Source organism: Chryseobacterium sp. CP-77 (genome assembly GCF_036362765.1).
In the GTDB taxonomy this organism is placed as follows: domain Bacteria; phylum Bacteroidota; class Bacteroidia; order Flavobacteriales; family Weeksellaceae; genus Chryseobacterium; species Chryseobacterium cupriresistens.
The window spans coordinates 2,137,830-2,154,965 of the sequence record NZ_CP143637.1 but is presented as its reverse complement, the minus strand read 5'-3'; the positions used below and the strand labels follow the sequence as shown (position 1 = coordinate 2,154,965).

The 17,136-nt window shown below is 35.0% G+C and carries 10 protein-coding genes; 9 read left to right on the top strand and 1 reads right to left on the bottom strand.

Annotated features, from left to right (window positions below; all coding sequences use genetic code 11):
* The first annotated feature begins 32 nt into the window (after nt 1-32).
* The 7 genes from V0410_RS09540 to V0410_RS09510 all read left to right on the top strand — a co-directional run bounded on the left by V0410_RS09540 (nt 33) and on the right by V0410_RS09510 (nt 9,764).
* Nucleotides 33-1,259, top strand: a complete 1,227-nt coding sequence (locus V0410_RS09540) for a hypothetical protein (RefSeq protein WP_330747286.1) — start codon at nt 33-35, stop codon at nt 1,257-1,259.
* Nucleotides 1,259-1,654, top strand: a complete 396-nt coding sequence (locus V0410_RS09535; protein WP_330747285.1) for a hypothetical protein — start codon at nt 1,259-1,261, stop codon at nt 1,652-1,654. Before V0410_RS09540 ends, V0410_RS09535 begins: the two co-directional genes overlap by 1 nt.
* Before the next feature lie 63 nt (nt 1,655-1,717).
* Nucleotides 1,718-2,176, top strand: coding sequence for a hypothetical protein (locus V0410_RS09530; RefSeq protein WP_330747284.1), 459 nt, complete (start codon nt 1,718-1,720; stop codon nt 2,174-2,176).
* A 32-nt stretch (nt 2,177-2,208) separates the two neighbouring features.
* Nucleotides 2,209-3,003 carry a hypothetical protein gene (locus V0410_RS09525; RefSeq protein ID WP_330747283.1) on the top strand — a complete coding sequence of 265 codons (795 nt, stop codon included), beginning with the start codon at nt 2,209-2,211 and terminating at the stop codon, nt 3,001-3,003.
* 18 nt (nt 3,004-3,021) lie between these two features.
* The gene (locus tag V0410_RS09520; protein WP_330747282.1) at nt 3,022-7,170 is read left to right on the top strand and encodes a TIGR02594 family protein; all 4,149 of its coding nucleotides are present in this window, start codon (nt 3,022-3,024) and stop codon (nt 7,168-7,170) included.
* A gap of 14 nt (nt 7,171-7,184) precedes the next feature.
* Entirely contained in the window at nt 7,185-8,495 is a 1,311-nt protein-coding gene (locus V0410_RS09515) for a hypothetical protein (RefSeq protein WP_330747281.1), read from the top strand.
* A 60-nt stretch (nt 8,496-8,555) separates the two neighbouring features.
* Nucleotides 8,556-9,764: a hypothetical protein gene (locus tag V0410_RS09510; RefSeq protein ID WP_330747280.1), complete on the top strand. Its 1,209-nt coding sequence runs from the start codon at nt 8,556-8,558 to the stop codon at nt 9,762-9,764.
* Between the two features lie 216 nt (nt 9,765-9,980).
* Here the strand turns inward: V0410_RS09510 and V0410_RS09505 are convergent, their stop codons facing one another.
* Complete coding sequence (locus V0410_RS09505) at nt 9,981-11,327, bottom strand: DUF3472 domain-containing protein (RefSeq protein ID WP_330747279.1); 1,347 nt, start codon at nt 11,325-11,327, stop codon at nt 9,981-9,983.
* Between the two features lie 479 nt (nt 11,328-11,806).
* Between V0410_RS09505 and nagB the strand changes: the two genes are divergently transcribed.
* Together nagB and V0410_RS09495 are read left to right on the top strand one after the other, a co-directional pair.
* Nucleotides 11,807-13,735 (top strand): glucosamine-6-phosphate deaminase, encoded by a 1,929-nt coding sequence (nagB, locus tag V0410_RS09500; RefSeq protein WP_330747278.1) that lies wholly within the window; start codon nt 11,807-11,809, stop codon nt 13,733-13,735.
* A 522-nt stretch (nt 13,736-14,257) separates the two neighbouring features.
* The gene (locus V0410_RS09495; RefSeq protein ID WP_330747277.1) at nt 14,258-17,128 is read left to right on the top strand and encodes a SusC/RagA family TonB-linked outer membrane protein; all 2,871 of its coding nucleotides are present in this window, start codon (nt 14,258-14,260) and stop codon (nt 17,126-17,128) included.
* Nucleotides 17,129-17,136 lie beyond the last annotated feature (8 nt).

Sequence of the window (17,136 nt, the reverse complement as noted above, 5' to 3'; positions counted from 1 at the left end):
TTGGGAAATCCTATAAAGAAGCAGAACATATCATGAAAGATGCTTCCAAGGGAACTCTGGATTTTAAATCTCCTCAGGAGAACACCTTTTATGGAAAAAAAGGTGGGAAGAAATTTGATGAATACCAAGAGAAAAGAGAAACTCAGTCATTACTTGTAAAGGCTGTAAAATGCTATGAAGATATAGAATGTACAAAAGAGGTTAAAATAATAGGAAAAGGAAAATCTTATTTCTTTAAAGCAACACAATATAGTAGAAATCCAACGAAATCAGAATTAAAAGGCCTTAAGTGGGCGATACAGTACGATGATACCCCTTTAGCTAATGCTTCTCAGGTGACAGGTGAAGAAAAAATATCATATAATGTTCCCAAAGACCGGAAAATATCCAAATTAAGAGTGTATGCATTTTTTAAATCTCCGGATCAAAAAGTAAGAGCAGAAGTTTCATTTAAAGTTTTGGATCCAATCATTATTTATATTTGTGGATACTGGAATAAAAAAATGCCATATGCAGGCAGCGAATGGGGAGAACAATATTGGGGTATTGGGCTTAAGAGCAGTGCTAAAAAGTATTTTAAATCCACAAAAGAATATTTCATAAATGGTGCCGGTACAAAGTTTTCATCAGGAGGAGATAGATATAAACAAGGTAAAGAGTTTGCAGAAGCCAGACTTAAAAATCAGGCATCAAAATTTTATCAGGAAATATTTAAGGAAGAACGTCGCATAATGGTGGTTTCCCATAGTATGGGAGGAGCTTTCGCAGAAGGAGTTTTGAGCGTGTTAAAAAATCAAAAACTCAATATTGAAAAAGTTGTTCATTTATCCCCGGCAGACACATCAGGTTTTGGTGTTACATTTCCACAAATAACTTACCAGATAGATATTGATTGGGATCCTGTGCTTATGTATAAAAATGCAAATGATTCCTCTATAATAAGAGGTGTGAAATTCAGCGGTATATCAAAGAATCCGAAAGGGGATGAATTTGGACATATGTATACAAAAGATGAAGCTTTTGTGTGGGGATGGTTTGAAGATCTTGAGCTTATAGAGTTCCAATTTGTAAATCAGGAAAATAAAACCTACTCAACACCTGGTAGCGGAATGGGATATGGAGGAACATCTACAACCGTATTACAAAAGAATTTTAATGCTTTAAAAGTAAAAAGTCCAACGCCTTTTTCAAGAGTATATAAAAATTCTAAATTTTACTTTTATGATGAAAAAACAAAAAAATATTATACAGAAAATTAATGAAGAAATATTTAATAATAGGAATTATTGCAGTACTGTGTCTGATCATTTATAGATATGGTTTTCTCATTGTATTTTGGCTTACAACACCTAAGGAAGGTACTTTAAGTTCATCTGAAAAAATACTTTTAGAAAAAATAAAAACAGAAAATCACGCAAAAGAGGTATTAAGAGAACCTAAATATAATATTGATCAACCTAAGGATACAACAGTTTATAAAATCATTGTCAATAAAATACCCTGTACATCTGATACATTAATGTTAAAAAATAATGCTTCTTCAATAAAAAAGAGGTTGGATGACATTAGTTTACATCAGAATTATTATAAATACCAGATATTTTACGAATGCATTGATGGTAAAGAATATGTTTACTCCTTTATGAGAAAGTAGCAGGTTGAGTGGTTAAATAATAATAGGAATTACATATAAATGAAGTATTTACAATCTATAAAAATGATCACGATAGTATGCTTTCTTTTAATAGCCTTGAGCTGTGACAAGAAACATAATGACTTTATTCCCCTTGAGCATATGACTTTTACTAATGCTTATTATAAAAATGCGGTCAAGGTTTCATACTATATACTTATAGATAATCCGGAACCTACTGAAAGTGTTCTGAAAAAAGAAATTATAAAGTATGTAGAAAACATATTGAAAAAAAATAAGGTTCTTGCAAAACCGGAAACCTCCTCACTCAACTTTGTTTTTTACAGAAAAACGGATAATACTTCATATTTTATCACGAATAAGGAAAGTGCCGGAGAGCTGTTAGGAGAAGAAATATCACATTATCAGCAAGATTATATAGCCAATTATCTGGTAAACAAATGTGGAAAAGGAACAATAGAGAAAATATACCTCTACAATCTGCCGGAAGAGACGGTGGTAAACAAAAACTGTGATAAATAGTGCTGTTTATTTTTTCTAAATAATAATCCCAAATGGTAGAAACAAGAGTAAAGCCTTTTCAGAAATATACATCGGGAATCCATCATTATCAGGTGGAAAATGCTCTTGAAATACAGTTTGGAGAAATAAAAGGACTTTATTCATCTTTTAGCATTACGCTGCAGGAAAAGGTAAATGAAGATCTCACCAAAATCTGGATGATAGAAAAAGTAGAAGATTCCCCTTTTCCTTCAGAAAATAAATTCATGGAAATTTTGCATGTGTTGGAAAAAAGCTCTTATCCTTTGGAAATAAAAGTTGATGAAAAAGGAAACTTTCTGGGTGCTGCAGATCATCAGAATAATATAGAAAACTGGAAACTTAAAACATCAAACCTTCAGGAAAAATACCAGAATGCGGATGTTTTCAGAAACCAATATCTTACCGCGTTTGAAGATGAAGCCGTCTTTTATAAGAATAAACTGAAAGAACCCTTTTGGAACCTCCTTTTATTTGCTCCTTATTATGTAGACAATGGAGGAAAAAATGAAGAATCCATTGTTTGGAATATCAAAGGGATCGGGGATGTAGAATGTACCGGAATTATTATTGCCGAACAGAGAGAATATGGATTTGAAGCCTTTTTTACCTCTGAAATCAAAGTTCCGGTTCATATAAAAGAAGAATTGGACAAAAAATACCTGTATCAGACGGGACAGTATCAGGTAAAATTAAATATACAAATGGAATACAATTCCCGAAAAAAACAGTATTCCAAAAAGAGCGCAGACTTTATATTGTCAGACGGAGAAAAAACAGTATACCGGGAAACGATCACAATGACTTAATCTTTATGAACAAATGAAATGGCGGATAAAGGATACATCATTATAGAAGGAGCTACAGCATATTGCAGCAGCTCTGTAACCAACAATTCCAATGGTACGGCCGTTCCGATGGAAGTGAAAAGCCAGAAAAAAAAATTGGGCAAAAACAAATATTTTGCACAAAATAAACCTGTAGCCACTTATCTTGATGATAAAGCAGACAGTTTCGGAGGCGGAAACGGATTCGGGAACTGCAAAGGTTCAGACGGGAAAACCTATCCCTGTAAAGGCAAATGCAATATCAAATATAAAGACTATTACGAAAACGTAGAATTCAACAAGAGTATGAAAATCCTGTTGGATGCTTCTACAGGAAACTGTCCGGGACATGGTGTTCCCGGAACGATTGCTTTTGCAACCACCGGACAGGCCAACAATGTTTCACAGATAGATGTCAAAGAAGCTGATGAGTTTTCAGTAGCCAATACTTCGCCACAATGGCCGTCATCCTCTGCTTCTCAGGTAAGCATAGCAGTGTCATCAATTTCAATGGTAAGACCGATACCGACTGATAAATTGAGTGGTACTTATTACTATATCAAAGGAATGAATGGCCCGCTTCTTCCTATTATGAACCCTTTTGGTGGTGATAACCTGGACTTAAAAGCCCAGTTCAAAGGTGATGAGAAAAAAATCATCTGGGCGTTGTTCAAAGGGGAAGGAACAAAAGATAAAATAAAAACATTTATTGGATTGGGAAGCAATTTCAGTCAATCCATGAGTAAAATATTCGATGGACTTACAGAAGGGAAGTACAGACTGGAAGCTTATGGAAAAAAAGCGGGCGATGCCAAATGCTCTCTCAATGTGGAAGTTATACAGGATTTTGTTAAGAAAATTGTCAGTCCAGGTTCGTCAACGTTGATTAATATTCCTTTACCTCTATCCATTGAGCGTAAACTCAACAGTACGACAGATCAGGCAAAAATACTGAACAGAGGATTCTTTATGCCTGTAAATACCGTTCACTGGACTGTAAAGCAGGGAACAGCTGTTCTGTATAACAGTTCTTCAGGAGCTTCTTCTTCACATCTTGTTTCCGTTGCGGGTGCTGGCGACCGTGTCATTCTTACCTTTAAAAATGCCGGTAAATATACGGTAGAAGCATTTACAGATCCCACAGATCCACAACCACAGTCTGTAGAGATTAAAATAGAAAACAGTCTGGGGGTCATGGGAGTAAAAGGAGAACCGGGCTTGGTGAGATTCAGTGATACCATTAAAGTACAGGCTTCGAAATTTAATGTGAATTATATGCCTTCGGGCACTTCTGTATATTGGTACCTAAAAAAAGATGGGCTAGGAAGAGTGGCATTATTTGAAAACTCTCCTTCATTCAGAACAGGCACCATCAATAAAAAGGTAGCTGAACTTCTGTATAATGATGCAAAACTGGCCAGCAATCAATATTTCGGGAAATATATACTCGAAGCTTATGCTAATCCTTTGGGAGCAGGAAAGCAGCCAGGTTTTTCCGGATCAGACTGTTTTAATTTTGAGGTGATTCAAAATATCATAGATAAATTTACCCTTCCGGCAGTTAATATTCCGAAAGGAACAAAAATAAAATATACGGCAACAGCAAGAATTGCTGCGCTGGCTAGCAATGAAGCCATAAAAATAGAAGTTCCTGATAAAGTGACCAATAACGGAGACGGGACCATTACATTCAATGATCTCGGCGAATACACTATTTCTGCCTATTTAACAGGAGATTATACCGATGGAAAGAAAATAGAAGCGAAAGTAAAAGTTTCTGAGCCTGCTGTAAAAAGGGCGCTGTGGGCTTATGGAACCGGTGTGAAACGTACCGAAACAGGATTCGGAGAGGAAACCTATGGATTTATTGAAATTGACGGACTGCAGAATCAGACGTTAAAAGTAAAAATCTGGGTAAAAGGCGAAGGTGATGATTTCTATAAAGAGAAAGATAAATACATGCTGGAAGAGAAAACAGTTACTCTTAATAACGAAGGCAAAGCTTCATTCCTTATCACCACGAATGATGATTACAAGAAAAAATTGCTGGCTGCTATCCCTAAAACGACAGAAAATCCGAACCCGTCTTACCGTCTGGTATTCACGGTAGAGCTTCAGGCAGCTTCATCTGCGGATATTGTACTTCCGGGAAATATTACCATTCAGGGAACGAAACCTGTGGTGGTAGACAGCACCACAACTTATCTTGAAGTTTTGGATTCCAATGAAGAACTGACCATCACTTCCGAACAGAAAATTGTATCGATCATGTTCTCTACCGAAGATGGTAAAGATATTCAGCGGATGCAGACTTTCTATGGTAAAACCCATAAGCTTTGGGTTCATACCGTCAATATGACGGAAGAAACTCTGAAGATTGATGTGCTGAAGGAGATTCCCAAAGAAGGATTAAACGAAAAAGATCATATCACCTATACCCACGAAAGCAAACAAAGTTATAACGAGGAAAAAACAGGAAAAGACGGCTTGCTTGAAGTGGCCTTCACCGCAAAAGAAGAATGGAAAAATCCACCGAAAAACTTTGACTATTACATCGCGCAGGTTTCCCGCCAGATTCAGGATCCCGCAGATCCCAAAAAGAAAGTCTGGAAAATAGAAAAAAGCCAGTTTACGATCAACAGTACACTTCCGGCCGATCTGGTTAGAACAGAGGATATGGAAAAACTGGGGATTAAAGCGTATAAAAAAGACGGAACAGCGTTTACTCAGCAAGAGATGTTGGAGCTGCGTAAGCAATTAATTTTTTATGAGAGTGGTTGTCTCAAAGTATCTCAGAAAGAGACCCCCGAAGCTATTGATAATGATGTGATGCCTGTGGTGGTGGAAATGGCGGAGGTGAGAAAACAGAAAACATGCTATTGTAATCGTGATTTTACTGAAAGTGAAATCAGAAGTTTGGTAAAACATATGCGTGGTAAGGAAGAAATATGGGAATCTACAGACATGGATCGTGAAAGTTTTGCAGATTTAACAATGGAGTTGAATGCTATGTTTAGAAAATATGATATTAATAAATGCATTCAAAAAATAGCATTTTTAGCAAATGTTTATTCTGAAACCAGTTTTTTTAGAACAGCAGGAGAAGAATCAAGTTCTCACGCCTCGAGTGGATACAAATATAAAGGTCGCGGAATACAGCAGCTTACTGGGGATGGGAGTGATCCTGTTGCATATAAAGATTATGATGAAAAAGTTTCTGAAGATATTGTTACATATCCTGAATTAGTGGCCACTAAACTTTATTTAGCGGTAGACAGTGGCGGTTGGTTTTGGTCAGTTTATAAAAAAATACCAAATTGGAAGGAAAACCCTAATAAAAACTATTCTCAAGCAGAAAAAGATGCGATGAAGTTTAAAAGAGAATACTTTAGTAAGGCATTAGGGAAAACATTAAATGAAACTGCACTATTGATGGAGGATGAAGAAGAACGTTACTATTTTTTAATTTGTAAAGTATTAAACGGCTATACTCTGACTCATAAATTAGAAGTAAATCCTAATGGATGGGCAGATAGAAAACAAGGTCTTTCCAATCTTAAAGCATGGTTTAAATACGATAAAAAAGTATGCGATGGGGAAGTAGTAGCAATGCCAAATCTTGAAGGCAGAGCACCATGGATGGAGCTGGTTTGGAAAGAAGAAGCTAAGAACCTTGTTGAAACCGGAACGAATAAAGAAATCCAGAAATTTTTTGATGGGACTCCTTATGAAAATGATATGAAAAATGGCACAAAAGATGAAACAGATATTGCTTGGTGTGCTGCTTTTGTCAACTGGATTATGAAACATTATGGTTACGAAGGAGTTACTACAGATAAAGGATATGATGCTGTAAGAGCATTAAAGTGGGCAACTTGGGCTGAAGGTAAAGATCTCGGAAAACCAGTATATGGAGCAATAGCTGTAAAAACAAGATCAGGAGGTGGACACGTAGGGTTTGTTGCAGGAAAAAAAGGAAATAAAGTAGTTATTTTAGGAGGAAATCAATCGCAAAAGCTTTATTGTGTATCTTATGATATTTCTGACTATTTTGCATATGTTGTTCCAAAAAATTACGAAATTACAGACGCAGATTATAATTTACCGGAATATAAAGGAAATCCTGGTGCAAAAGGATCTGAACTTTAAAATATAAAAAGAAAATGAAACATAGAATTTTAATGAGCCTGCTTTTTATTTCTTCTGCTTTAGTATCATGTCAGGATAAAAAGGCTGAAAATAATAAGAATGTGACAAATATTAAAGAAAGTTCAGCAGGTCTGCAATTTAATCAAGATGTTAATATTATGCTAAAAAAACAATTAGAATACGGAAAACCTTCTTTTGATAATCCATATCAGTATTCCGATAAAGATTTGGAAGTAACAACTCCAATATTGAATCAATTACTTTTAGATAATGGTTATAAAGCTATTAGAAATGAAGAATTTAGTAATAAAATAAAACAGATTTTTAACCGAATTATTGATAAAAACTCAACCAGTAAATTTCTGTATATCAATTTAATTGATAAGTGTGACAAGGAGTTGAATTTTTTTCCAAATAACGCAGAGAATAATGGTGTATTTGTAGTTAAAAATCAGAACTTCATTACTGATCTTTATCCACTTCCCTTGATTATTGATTATCAAAAAACATATAGTGAAGCAGCTCAGGAAGAAAATTCGGCTTCAAAAAACTATAAAGATGCAAATGGAAATGAAGTTAAGAAATATTTATGGAAAGATATACACAATCTGAAGGAGCAGAGAAAGAAGAACATACAAACATTAGTTGCGCGTAACCTCTATTTGTTTAATGATAATAAGGCTCAATACAAATGGCTTACTGTTAATGATTCATATTTTATGGAGGCTTTAGTAAAAACTTTTGGCTACACTCAGGATATTGATTTACTGAAGTGGGTTATTGAAAGAACAAAATTTGATAAAAAAGACCCGTCTGATTATGGGAATTTGTTTTGGGTAAAGCAATGTGATGAAACAGTAAAAATACATGCTAATACTTTTAAAATTTTACAGGAGATTTATACTCCAGATATAACAAACGATATGTCAAATGAGAATAGATTTTTACTTGATTATATTAAAGGATATCTTGAATATTTTGCTGATTTTAATAACAAAGAAACTGGCGTTTCAAAGGTAGATAAGGTAAAAATACTAGCGAATATCGTTTATTTTGCTGAACAATATAAGTATGACAAAAGATTTGTTTCGGGATATGGAGATAATTCAAAGATGATGGGAAGGTTACGATTCTTTTTAGATCAGGAAGAAGTAGACATTTTACAGAAAAATAATTATTTCAACCTTCCAAAATTTAAAGAATGGTGGGATAACGCAGATTATGATGAATATTTTGTTGAAGAATGTGAATACAACGGAACATGTGGCCCGGATAACCGACCTATGAATGTTACAGAATGGCGAAAACAACATCCTAAAAAATAATATATCAAGCACAGTCAGAAATGGGTGTGCTTCTTTTTAATTGTGAAACACAAATTTAATATGATGAAAATACTAAATGTTTTGATGGTACCTCTACTACTCACTAGTGGTAATAATAACGGGCAAGAAAGAAAAGATATTCATTCTATTGGTACAAAATATAAGAGTGATAGTATCGTCGAAAATGTCTTAAAAAAACAACTTAAACAGGGGTCAACCTACACTATTGATGAGGCTGGTGCTGGACTACCAAAAATTCAATTTGAGACTAAAGAATTGGAAGCAACAGCAATAGTAGCTCATGAATTATTAAATTCAAATGGGTATAATACTCTTGGTACTGAAGATTTTAATAAAAAAATCAAAAATATTTTTGGAAGAATCATTGATTCAGATTCTCAATCACATTTTTTATACGTTAACTTGTTGGATAAATGTGATAAAGAGTTTGTTATGTATCGTAATAATGGAGTTGATTACGAAGGCCCGTTTATAGATAAACAAAGAAAATTAATTACAGATTTGTATTATATACCTGAGCTTATTGATTATAAAAAAGAATATTCTAGATTAAATGATTTTGAAAACATCAATATAACAAGAAAATCAAGTATAGATAATTTGGATATTACAATTCCACATTGGAAAGATGTTACCAATTTAAATGAAATTCGGAAAAAAAATGTTCAAACCCTTGTAGCAAGGAATATGCTTCTTTTCAATGATAATAAATCTTATGTGGGCTGGTTGGCAGAGCACGATAAAGTATTTGTGAAGATGCTGGTGAAAAACTTTGGATTTACTAAGGAGCCGCACTTCAATGATCTTGTCATGAAAGATTATTTAAAAGTATATCAAACCTCTTCCGACATCGGCGATATTATTTTTGTAAAAAACTGTAAAGGAGAATTAGAAATAAGAACAGAGTTATTAAAGTATATAAAAGGCCATACAAAAGCAGACGAAAACAGGTTTTTGAATGCTTTGGAGAATTTTGGATATGCATTGAAAGATAATACCAATTTTACATTAGATGAAAAATATAAAATACTTGCTTATATAGGAAATACAGTTGATCCTTTTTACTTGAATTTTGCAGGTGTTAATTCTGGGAATGCTATATGGAATGCTGAAAGCTTACTTTATAATAGTGTAGTTAAAGATAGAAATATTATTTCAGTATTTCAGAAAAACAACTATTATGGGCTGCCTGATTTAAAAGATAGCCTGATAAGAGTTCAAGCAATTATTGAACATTCTTCTGAGTAAATTTAATAAAAAATAACACAGTTGGATTTAACTGTGCTTTTGTTAAAAACACAACAATGATAAAAAGAATTTTATTTTCCTGGCGGTATTGTTGTTAAATAATTTTCATTCCCAAAATACAGCTGTAAATTCCGATATCTCATTATAAAGCATGAATCAGAAAAAATAAAAGCCAGTTACTTTATAAGAACTGGCTTTTTATTTTTGGATATAATTTTAAGGAAGCGTTGAAAAATTGATGTTTGGAGCTTGTGAAGGTGCTGTAACAGAAAACTGCGATCCGGGAGCAACAATTGTACTAATAAAGCCGCCATTTTGCAAAAAGAAAGCATTACCATTTGTTCCACCTATTGCATCTATTCTTTGTTGTGCATTATAAGTATTATCCACAGTAAATTTTGCTCCGGAAATAGCAATCCAGTTTCCGTCTGAAGTTCTCACCCATTGATTCTTGAATTCTGCTTTTCTGCCCTGATATCCATTTTCAGGATTGAAGTTTTCCACGAAGCTATAAAAGCTTTGTAGATAGGTGTTGGTTTCAGGCCGTTTCCAGCTGGCTATTAGTTTCCATTCCGTAGCATCCGGGGATAAAAACCATGCTGTAAAGTCTGTTTTTCCTGTTCCGTCCGGTTCGCCTTTTAATAAAAATTTATAGGTTTGCCCGGCACTCCAGTTATACTTGTAATAACTCTGTCCGCCAGAACCTTCATTGCCAAATTCCCCAATCGTTACCCCGCTGCCTGCTCTGTTGAGAATAATTTTCTGCTCAGGAGGAATATTGTTAGGATCATCGGTTACAAAGGGACTCCATACAGAGAATAAAATCCTTCTTTCAGCAGCAGAATTAACCTGCATACCGAAATATCCCGCACTAAAGCCATTGGCCATGAAATAAGAACCGATTTTATCTTCTCCCACAGGAACTGTTACTTCGTTATAATAATAGCTCACATTATTTGTGGTGGGAACGATATAGTTCAGATGACATGAAGGTCCTCTGCGTGCCCAATAATAGTAAGAAGGATCATTGCTGTAAACATTGGTTCCTGTAGAAGCTGTGCCACTGAAAGTCACATCCGTAAGATCTGCAAAATATCCGCCGGTTTTAGAAACACCCTGAAGGTCTACTTTTACATAACCTGGTGTGGAAACAATAAAATCTCCCACTGTATACTCTTTAGAAACAGATCCTGTTAAAGTAACATTCTGGGAGGTATTGCCTACCGTTACTTTAACAATACTGGTTCCTGATGGAACAGAAGCTTTTAGTCCAATTTTTAATGTTCCTGTATTGCTTACCCTGAAATAAGTACTGATCACCGTATTAGAGTTTGTCCAGTTATCCAGTTTGGTGGAAGTGATCACCTCGCCGGCTCCCAAAGGTTTTACAGTTAAAAAAGAATTTCCTGCAACGGGAACATTAAAGGATAATACTTTCTTTAAAGGTGAAACATTTTGGATAGAAACAGTGTCCTCCATAGTGGCAGTAGTTTCTGCACATGATTGAAAAATAAGTAATACGGCGATACCCCAAAAAGTATCAGCTAATAATTTTAGTTTCATAATTGTATTTGTATTTATTTCCACTAAATTAAATTTATTTATCAAATAAAAAAAAATAATTCCCATTAATTTGATTAATTTTTTTGAACGAATACGTTTTTCGCCCTATTTTCCATATTTCTGAGCGGATTAAATGAGGAAAAGAAATGGAGCTTGGTATTAATTGATTAATATTACTAGCCTGAAATTTTAATCACTTTGTAACTTCCCGGACACTTTTTGCGTTGAATATCCCTATTGATTCTGCCGGAAACAGTATGAGAATACAGTTGAACGCTATTTAAATAGATATTACCAATCTTCCGGGCGCAAGAAATAAATTTTATCTTTTTAATGTTTAAATTTTAAAGTGTTGATAATTAATCATATAATAACATGATGTATATATGAAGTATCTCTTTTTTTTGTTTTTTTATTGAAATTAGAAATACAAGTTCTATATATAATTTAATTTTATCACTTTCCAAAACCCAATTACTATGTTAAAAAGCACAATAGATTCCTCTACAGGATTTGAAAAAAGATTTGAAAAGATAGAAACGGTTATTTTCACGGATTCACTTTCAGCTTCAAAATCCGTAGCAAAAGAGATTTCAGACCTTATCCGTGTAAAGCAGTCTCAAAAACAACCCTGTATTTTAGGTTTGGCTACCGGCTCATCACCCAAGAGCTTATATGCTGAATTGGTACGCATGCACAGAGAAGAAGGATTGAGTTTCAAAAACGTCATTAGTTTCAACCTTGACGAATATTATCCTATGGAACCGGATTCCGTCCATAGTTATGTTCGTTTTATGAAAGAACTGTTGTTTGATAAAGTAGATATTCTTCCTGAAAACTATCACATCCCTGACGGAACATTATCTAAAGAGGAAATAGCAGACTACTGTGCAGAATACGAACTTAAAATAGAAGCCTTAGGCGGGATAGATTTGCAGATTCTGGGTATTGGCGGTAATGGTCATATCGGATTCAATGAATCGGGCTCCCTGCAAAATTCCAGAACGCGACTTGTAGCTTTAGATCATATCACAAGAGTGGCAGCCAGCAATGAGTTTTTGGGACTATCGAATACTCCCAGAACAGCTATTACATTGGGAGTGAGGAAAATAATGGAGGCGAAAAGAGTAATACTATTAGCGTGGGGAGAATCTAAATCAAATATCATCAAAGAGTCTGTAGAAGGTCCTGTTACCAACATGGTACCGGCTTCCTATTTGCAGGAACACAAAAACGCAACTTTTGTATTGGATCAGGCAGCAGCTCATAAACTTACCCGAATTAATACTCCATGGCTGGTAGAGAAAATAGAATGGACTGATGCATTAACCCGAAAAGCAGTTTTGGGATTGGCCCAAAAAATAAAGAAACCTATATTGAAGCTTACCGATTCTGATTATATAGAAAACGGAATGAGTGATCTGTTGGCAGACAAAGGTCCGGCTTACAATATCAATATTGAGATTTTCAATAAATTACAACACACCATAACGGGTTGGCCGGGAGGTAAGCCGGGAGCAGATGACAGTAACAGGCCGGAAAGGAAAACTCCTGCCAAAAAAAGAGTCCTTATATTCAGTCCGCATCCGGATGATGATATTATCAGTATGGGAGGAACTTTCATCCGACTGCACCAACAGGGGCATGAAGTTCATGTAGCTTATCAAACTTCCGGCAATATAGCTGTAGCAGATTCTGAAGCATTGCGGTTTGCCAATTTTGTATGTGATTATAATGAAATGTTTGGCATCGAAAATAATGCAGCACAAAAGATTTTTGACAAAGCCATCAAATTTTTACAAAATAAGAAAAACAGTGATATCGATATTCCTGAAGTAAGACATATAAAAGGTTTAATAAGGAAAGGGGAGGCAAGATCTACCTGTTATTATGTGGGAATACCAGACACCCAGATTCATTTTTTGGAAATGCCCTTCTATGAAACAGGCAGAATAGAAAAAAAGCCATTGAGTAAAGAGGATATAGAAATTGTAACAGATATTATAGACAGCGTAAAGCCACATCAGATATATGCGGCTGGTGATTTAGCAGATCCTCATGGAACACATAAAGTGTGTTTGGATGCTGTTTTTGAATCTGTTAAAAATTTAAAATCGAAGGAATACATGAAAGATTGCTGGTTATGGTTATATCGAGGAGCATGGAAAGAATGGTCTATAGAAGAAATAGAAATGGCAGTACCATTAAGTCCGGATCAAATTTTGGAAAAACGCTATGGGACTTTTAAACATCAATCTCAAAAAGATGGGGTAGTATTTCAAGGGACAGATATGAGAGAATTCTGGCAGAGAGCAGAAGAAAGAAACAGAGAAACGGCAGAGACCTATCACAAAATGGGACTTGCTACTTATGCTGCCATGGAAGCTTTTGTAAGATGGAAATTCTAAAAAATTAAAATTCTGAATTAAGTAATAAACAGGTAAACAAAAAATACAAGTTCTTGTAAATACCATAAATGATATAGAACAAATTTCACTCCCTGAAGGCTTGTGAAGGGGGCATTATTCCCATATTTCAAGGATATATAGCACAAATTTTAAGCAACTTGCAAATTTATTGGGTAATTGTACCCGAAATTCTTTGCAATCTATTACATTCCATGTTTTTGATAGGAATTAACTCTTCATAAATACAAATCTATAAATCTAATTAAACAGATCTTTTCTCTTTAAACAGAAACCAGAAAATATAAATTCTGGCAGACACAGCCCATCTGCTATAGACTCAATAAGATACATTGGAATAATCTTCAAACTGGTGGTAAAAGGACAAAAACTGGTGGTTACCAGTATGGAGGTGTACAGTAAAAATATACATTTGAGTAACAAATATTTAACATTGTAGTAATAGCTTGTTCCCATTCAGCAACTACCCTTAGATAGAATATTTCAATAAAAACTTAAAAAAACATGAAGAAAAAAAAGATTATTTTAGGTGCAGTTCTTTTGTCCTCTGTAACACTTGTTCATGCACAGGAAACTAAAAACAAACCTTCGGACACTGTAAAGAAAGTAAAAAATGTGGAAGAAATTGTTTTAGTAGGATATGGAAAACAGAAGAAGGGAACTGTTTCCGGATCCATAGCTTCCGTTGACAAAAAAATACTACAGGATCGTCCGACAACAAGCTTAACAGCCAGTATACAAGGTGCCTTACCCGGGGTTACAATTAAATCCAAATTAGGAGATGTAGGTTATGTACCTGATTTAAATGTAAGGGGAAGAAGTGTTGCCGGTAATTCACCACTTTATATTATAGATGGTATTCTCTCAAGTGCTGCAGACTTTTCAAGGTTAAGTCCCGCTGATATTGAAAATATAAGTATTTTAAAAGATGCTTCAGCAGCTATCTATGGTACAAGAGCCGGCTATGGGGTCATTCTTGTAGAGACCAAAAAAGGAGGCGGAGGTAAGATGAGCATAAGTTATAATATGTATAATGCCTATCAGACCCCCACTTATTTGCCTAAGTATGTGGATGCCGTTGGATACATGAAATTAAAAAATGAAGCCTATTTCAATGCTGATCATAATGTTGGTCTTTTTTCTCAGTACAAGCAGGAGCAAATAGATCTTACAGCTGCAGGTACAGATCCTGACAGATACCCTAACACTGACTGGTATAAGGAAACCTACCGAAAAATGGCCAATGTGCTTAATAATGAGATTAATGTGTCAGGTGGTGATAAAATTCGTTATTTCGCAAGCTTAGGGTACCTGAAACAGGAATCTCTGTCCCCTACAAAAGGAATGGATAGGTATTCTTTCAGAACGAACACCTCATCTAAATTAAGTGATAAACTAACAGTAAACTCTAATATATCGTTCATCAAACAAATGATCAATGATCAGGGAGGAGGTATTAATACTACAGAGTTGGCAAGAATATCTCCTACGATGGCACTAAGACAATCTAATGGATGGTGGGGATCTGTTAATGCGGGTAAAGTAGATAACACATTTGCAAATACCAATCCTGTAAGAAATAACATTGAGGGGGGAGACTTCAAGTCAAATGATCAAAAATTTATGGGAGCATTATCTGCCAGCTACGCTCCTGCAAAAGGCTTCAATATTGATGCTCAGATCAGTTATTCAAACTGGAATTATCGTTCGGGAACTTTTGTAAATACACTAAACCCTGTGTATAATTTTTTAACCAAAGCTCCTATAACTGCAACTGCAAGAGCAATTAACAACTATTCTGAGTCCTGGAATTCTGATGAATTACTCAATACTCAGGTTCTGGTGAGTTATGAAAAAAATATTTCATCGCATTATTTTAAAATCTTAGGAGGAGCTTCTTATGAAGACTATACAGCAAGATCAATCTATGGCAAAAAATCTAATATACCAAAAGATGGATTGCATGCTTTAAGTGCTCTTAGTACTCTGGATGGAACTTTAGATGAGTTGAAATCTAATACTCAACAATATGCTTTCCAGTCTGCTTTCGCCCGTATCAATTATAATTATCAGGAAAAATATTTTCTGGAAGGTATTATAAGGGCAGATGCATCTTCGCGTTTTGCTAAAGAAAACAGGTGGGGTTATTTTCCAGCATTTATGGCTTCCTGGAGGTTGGATAAAGAAAATTTTATTAAAAACCTTAATTTTATTAATACCCTGAAATTGAGAGGGTCTTACGGAAGCACCGGATCTATTAATACTATTGGTTATTATGACAGTCAGACCTATATGGATAATGATTCTTCAGTTCTGGGAAATGTTATAGTAGGGGCCGTGGTACCAGGCAAACTAGGCTTTTCAGATATAGGCTGGGAAAAAATTGTTACCAAAAATATAGGACTGGATGGATCTTTATTTAATAATACCTTCACTTTCTCAGTAGATTTTTATAACCGTCTTACAAAAGGGGCTTTAATGAGCAATCAGTTAGAATATGAGACAGGTGTGGCACCAAACCAGGCACCGCCAATTAATGCAGGGGATGTAGAGAATAAAGGGATAGAAGTTACTTTGGGCTACAATAAAAATTTTGAAAATGGAGACTTTTACATCAATGCTAATTTTGCTAAGAACCAGAACACTATTCTATCACTTGTCAATAGTAAGCCTTTGTATAATGATTATTGGATCACGCAGGTAGGAGGTTCAATTGGAGATTTCTATGGATATAAAACTGCCGGTCTCTTAACCCAGGAAGATATTAATAATAATTATCCTAAATTATACAGTTCATCCCAGCCAGGTGATATAAAGTATGTGGATATTAATGGCGACGGAGTTGTTGATGAAAATGACAGAACGGTTATAGGCAATGATGTTCCAGCTTTTACCTATGGTCTGAGCATCGGAGGAAGATATAAAAATTTTGATCTCAGCGTAGTGGGGCAAGGGGTAGCGAATGTTCAGGTATATCTGGATAAAGAATCCTCTCAGGCATTTTTCAATGGTGCAGGGGTAAAGCAATATGTTTTAGATAACAGATGGACTCCTGAAAATCCAAATCCTGATGCTTTGTACCATAGAGTATTGCCGGCTGGAGGAGGAACTCAAAATATAGGTGTTACCTCTGATTTCTGGCTTTTTGATGCAAGTTATTTTAGAATTAAGTCTGTTACTTTAGGATATTCCCTTCCTCAGGACGTGATCAACCACATAGGACTGAAAAAATTCAGAATATACGCAAACCTGGAAAATTACTTTACGCTGAGAGGTGACAAAAGAATAAAAGATTTTGATCCTGAAATGGCAAGTGCACGTTCCTCATATCCTAATTTAAAAACCGTATCCTTTGGTATAAATGCAACTTTTTAACTTAAATA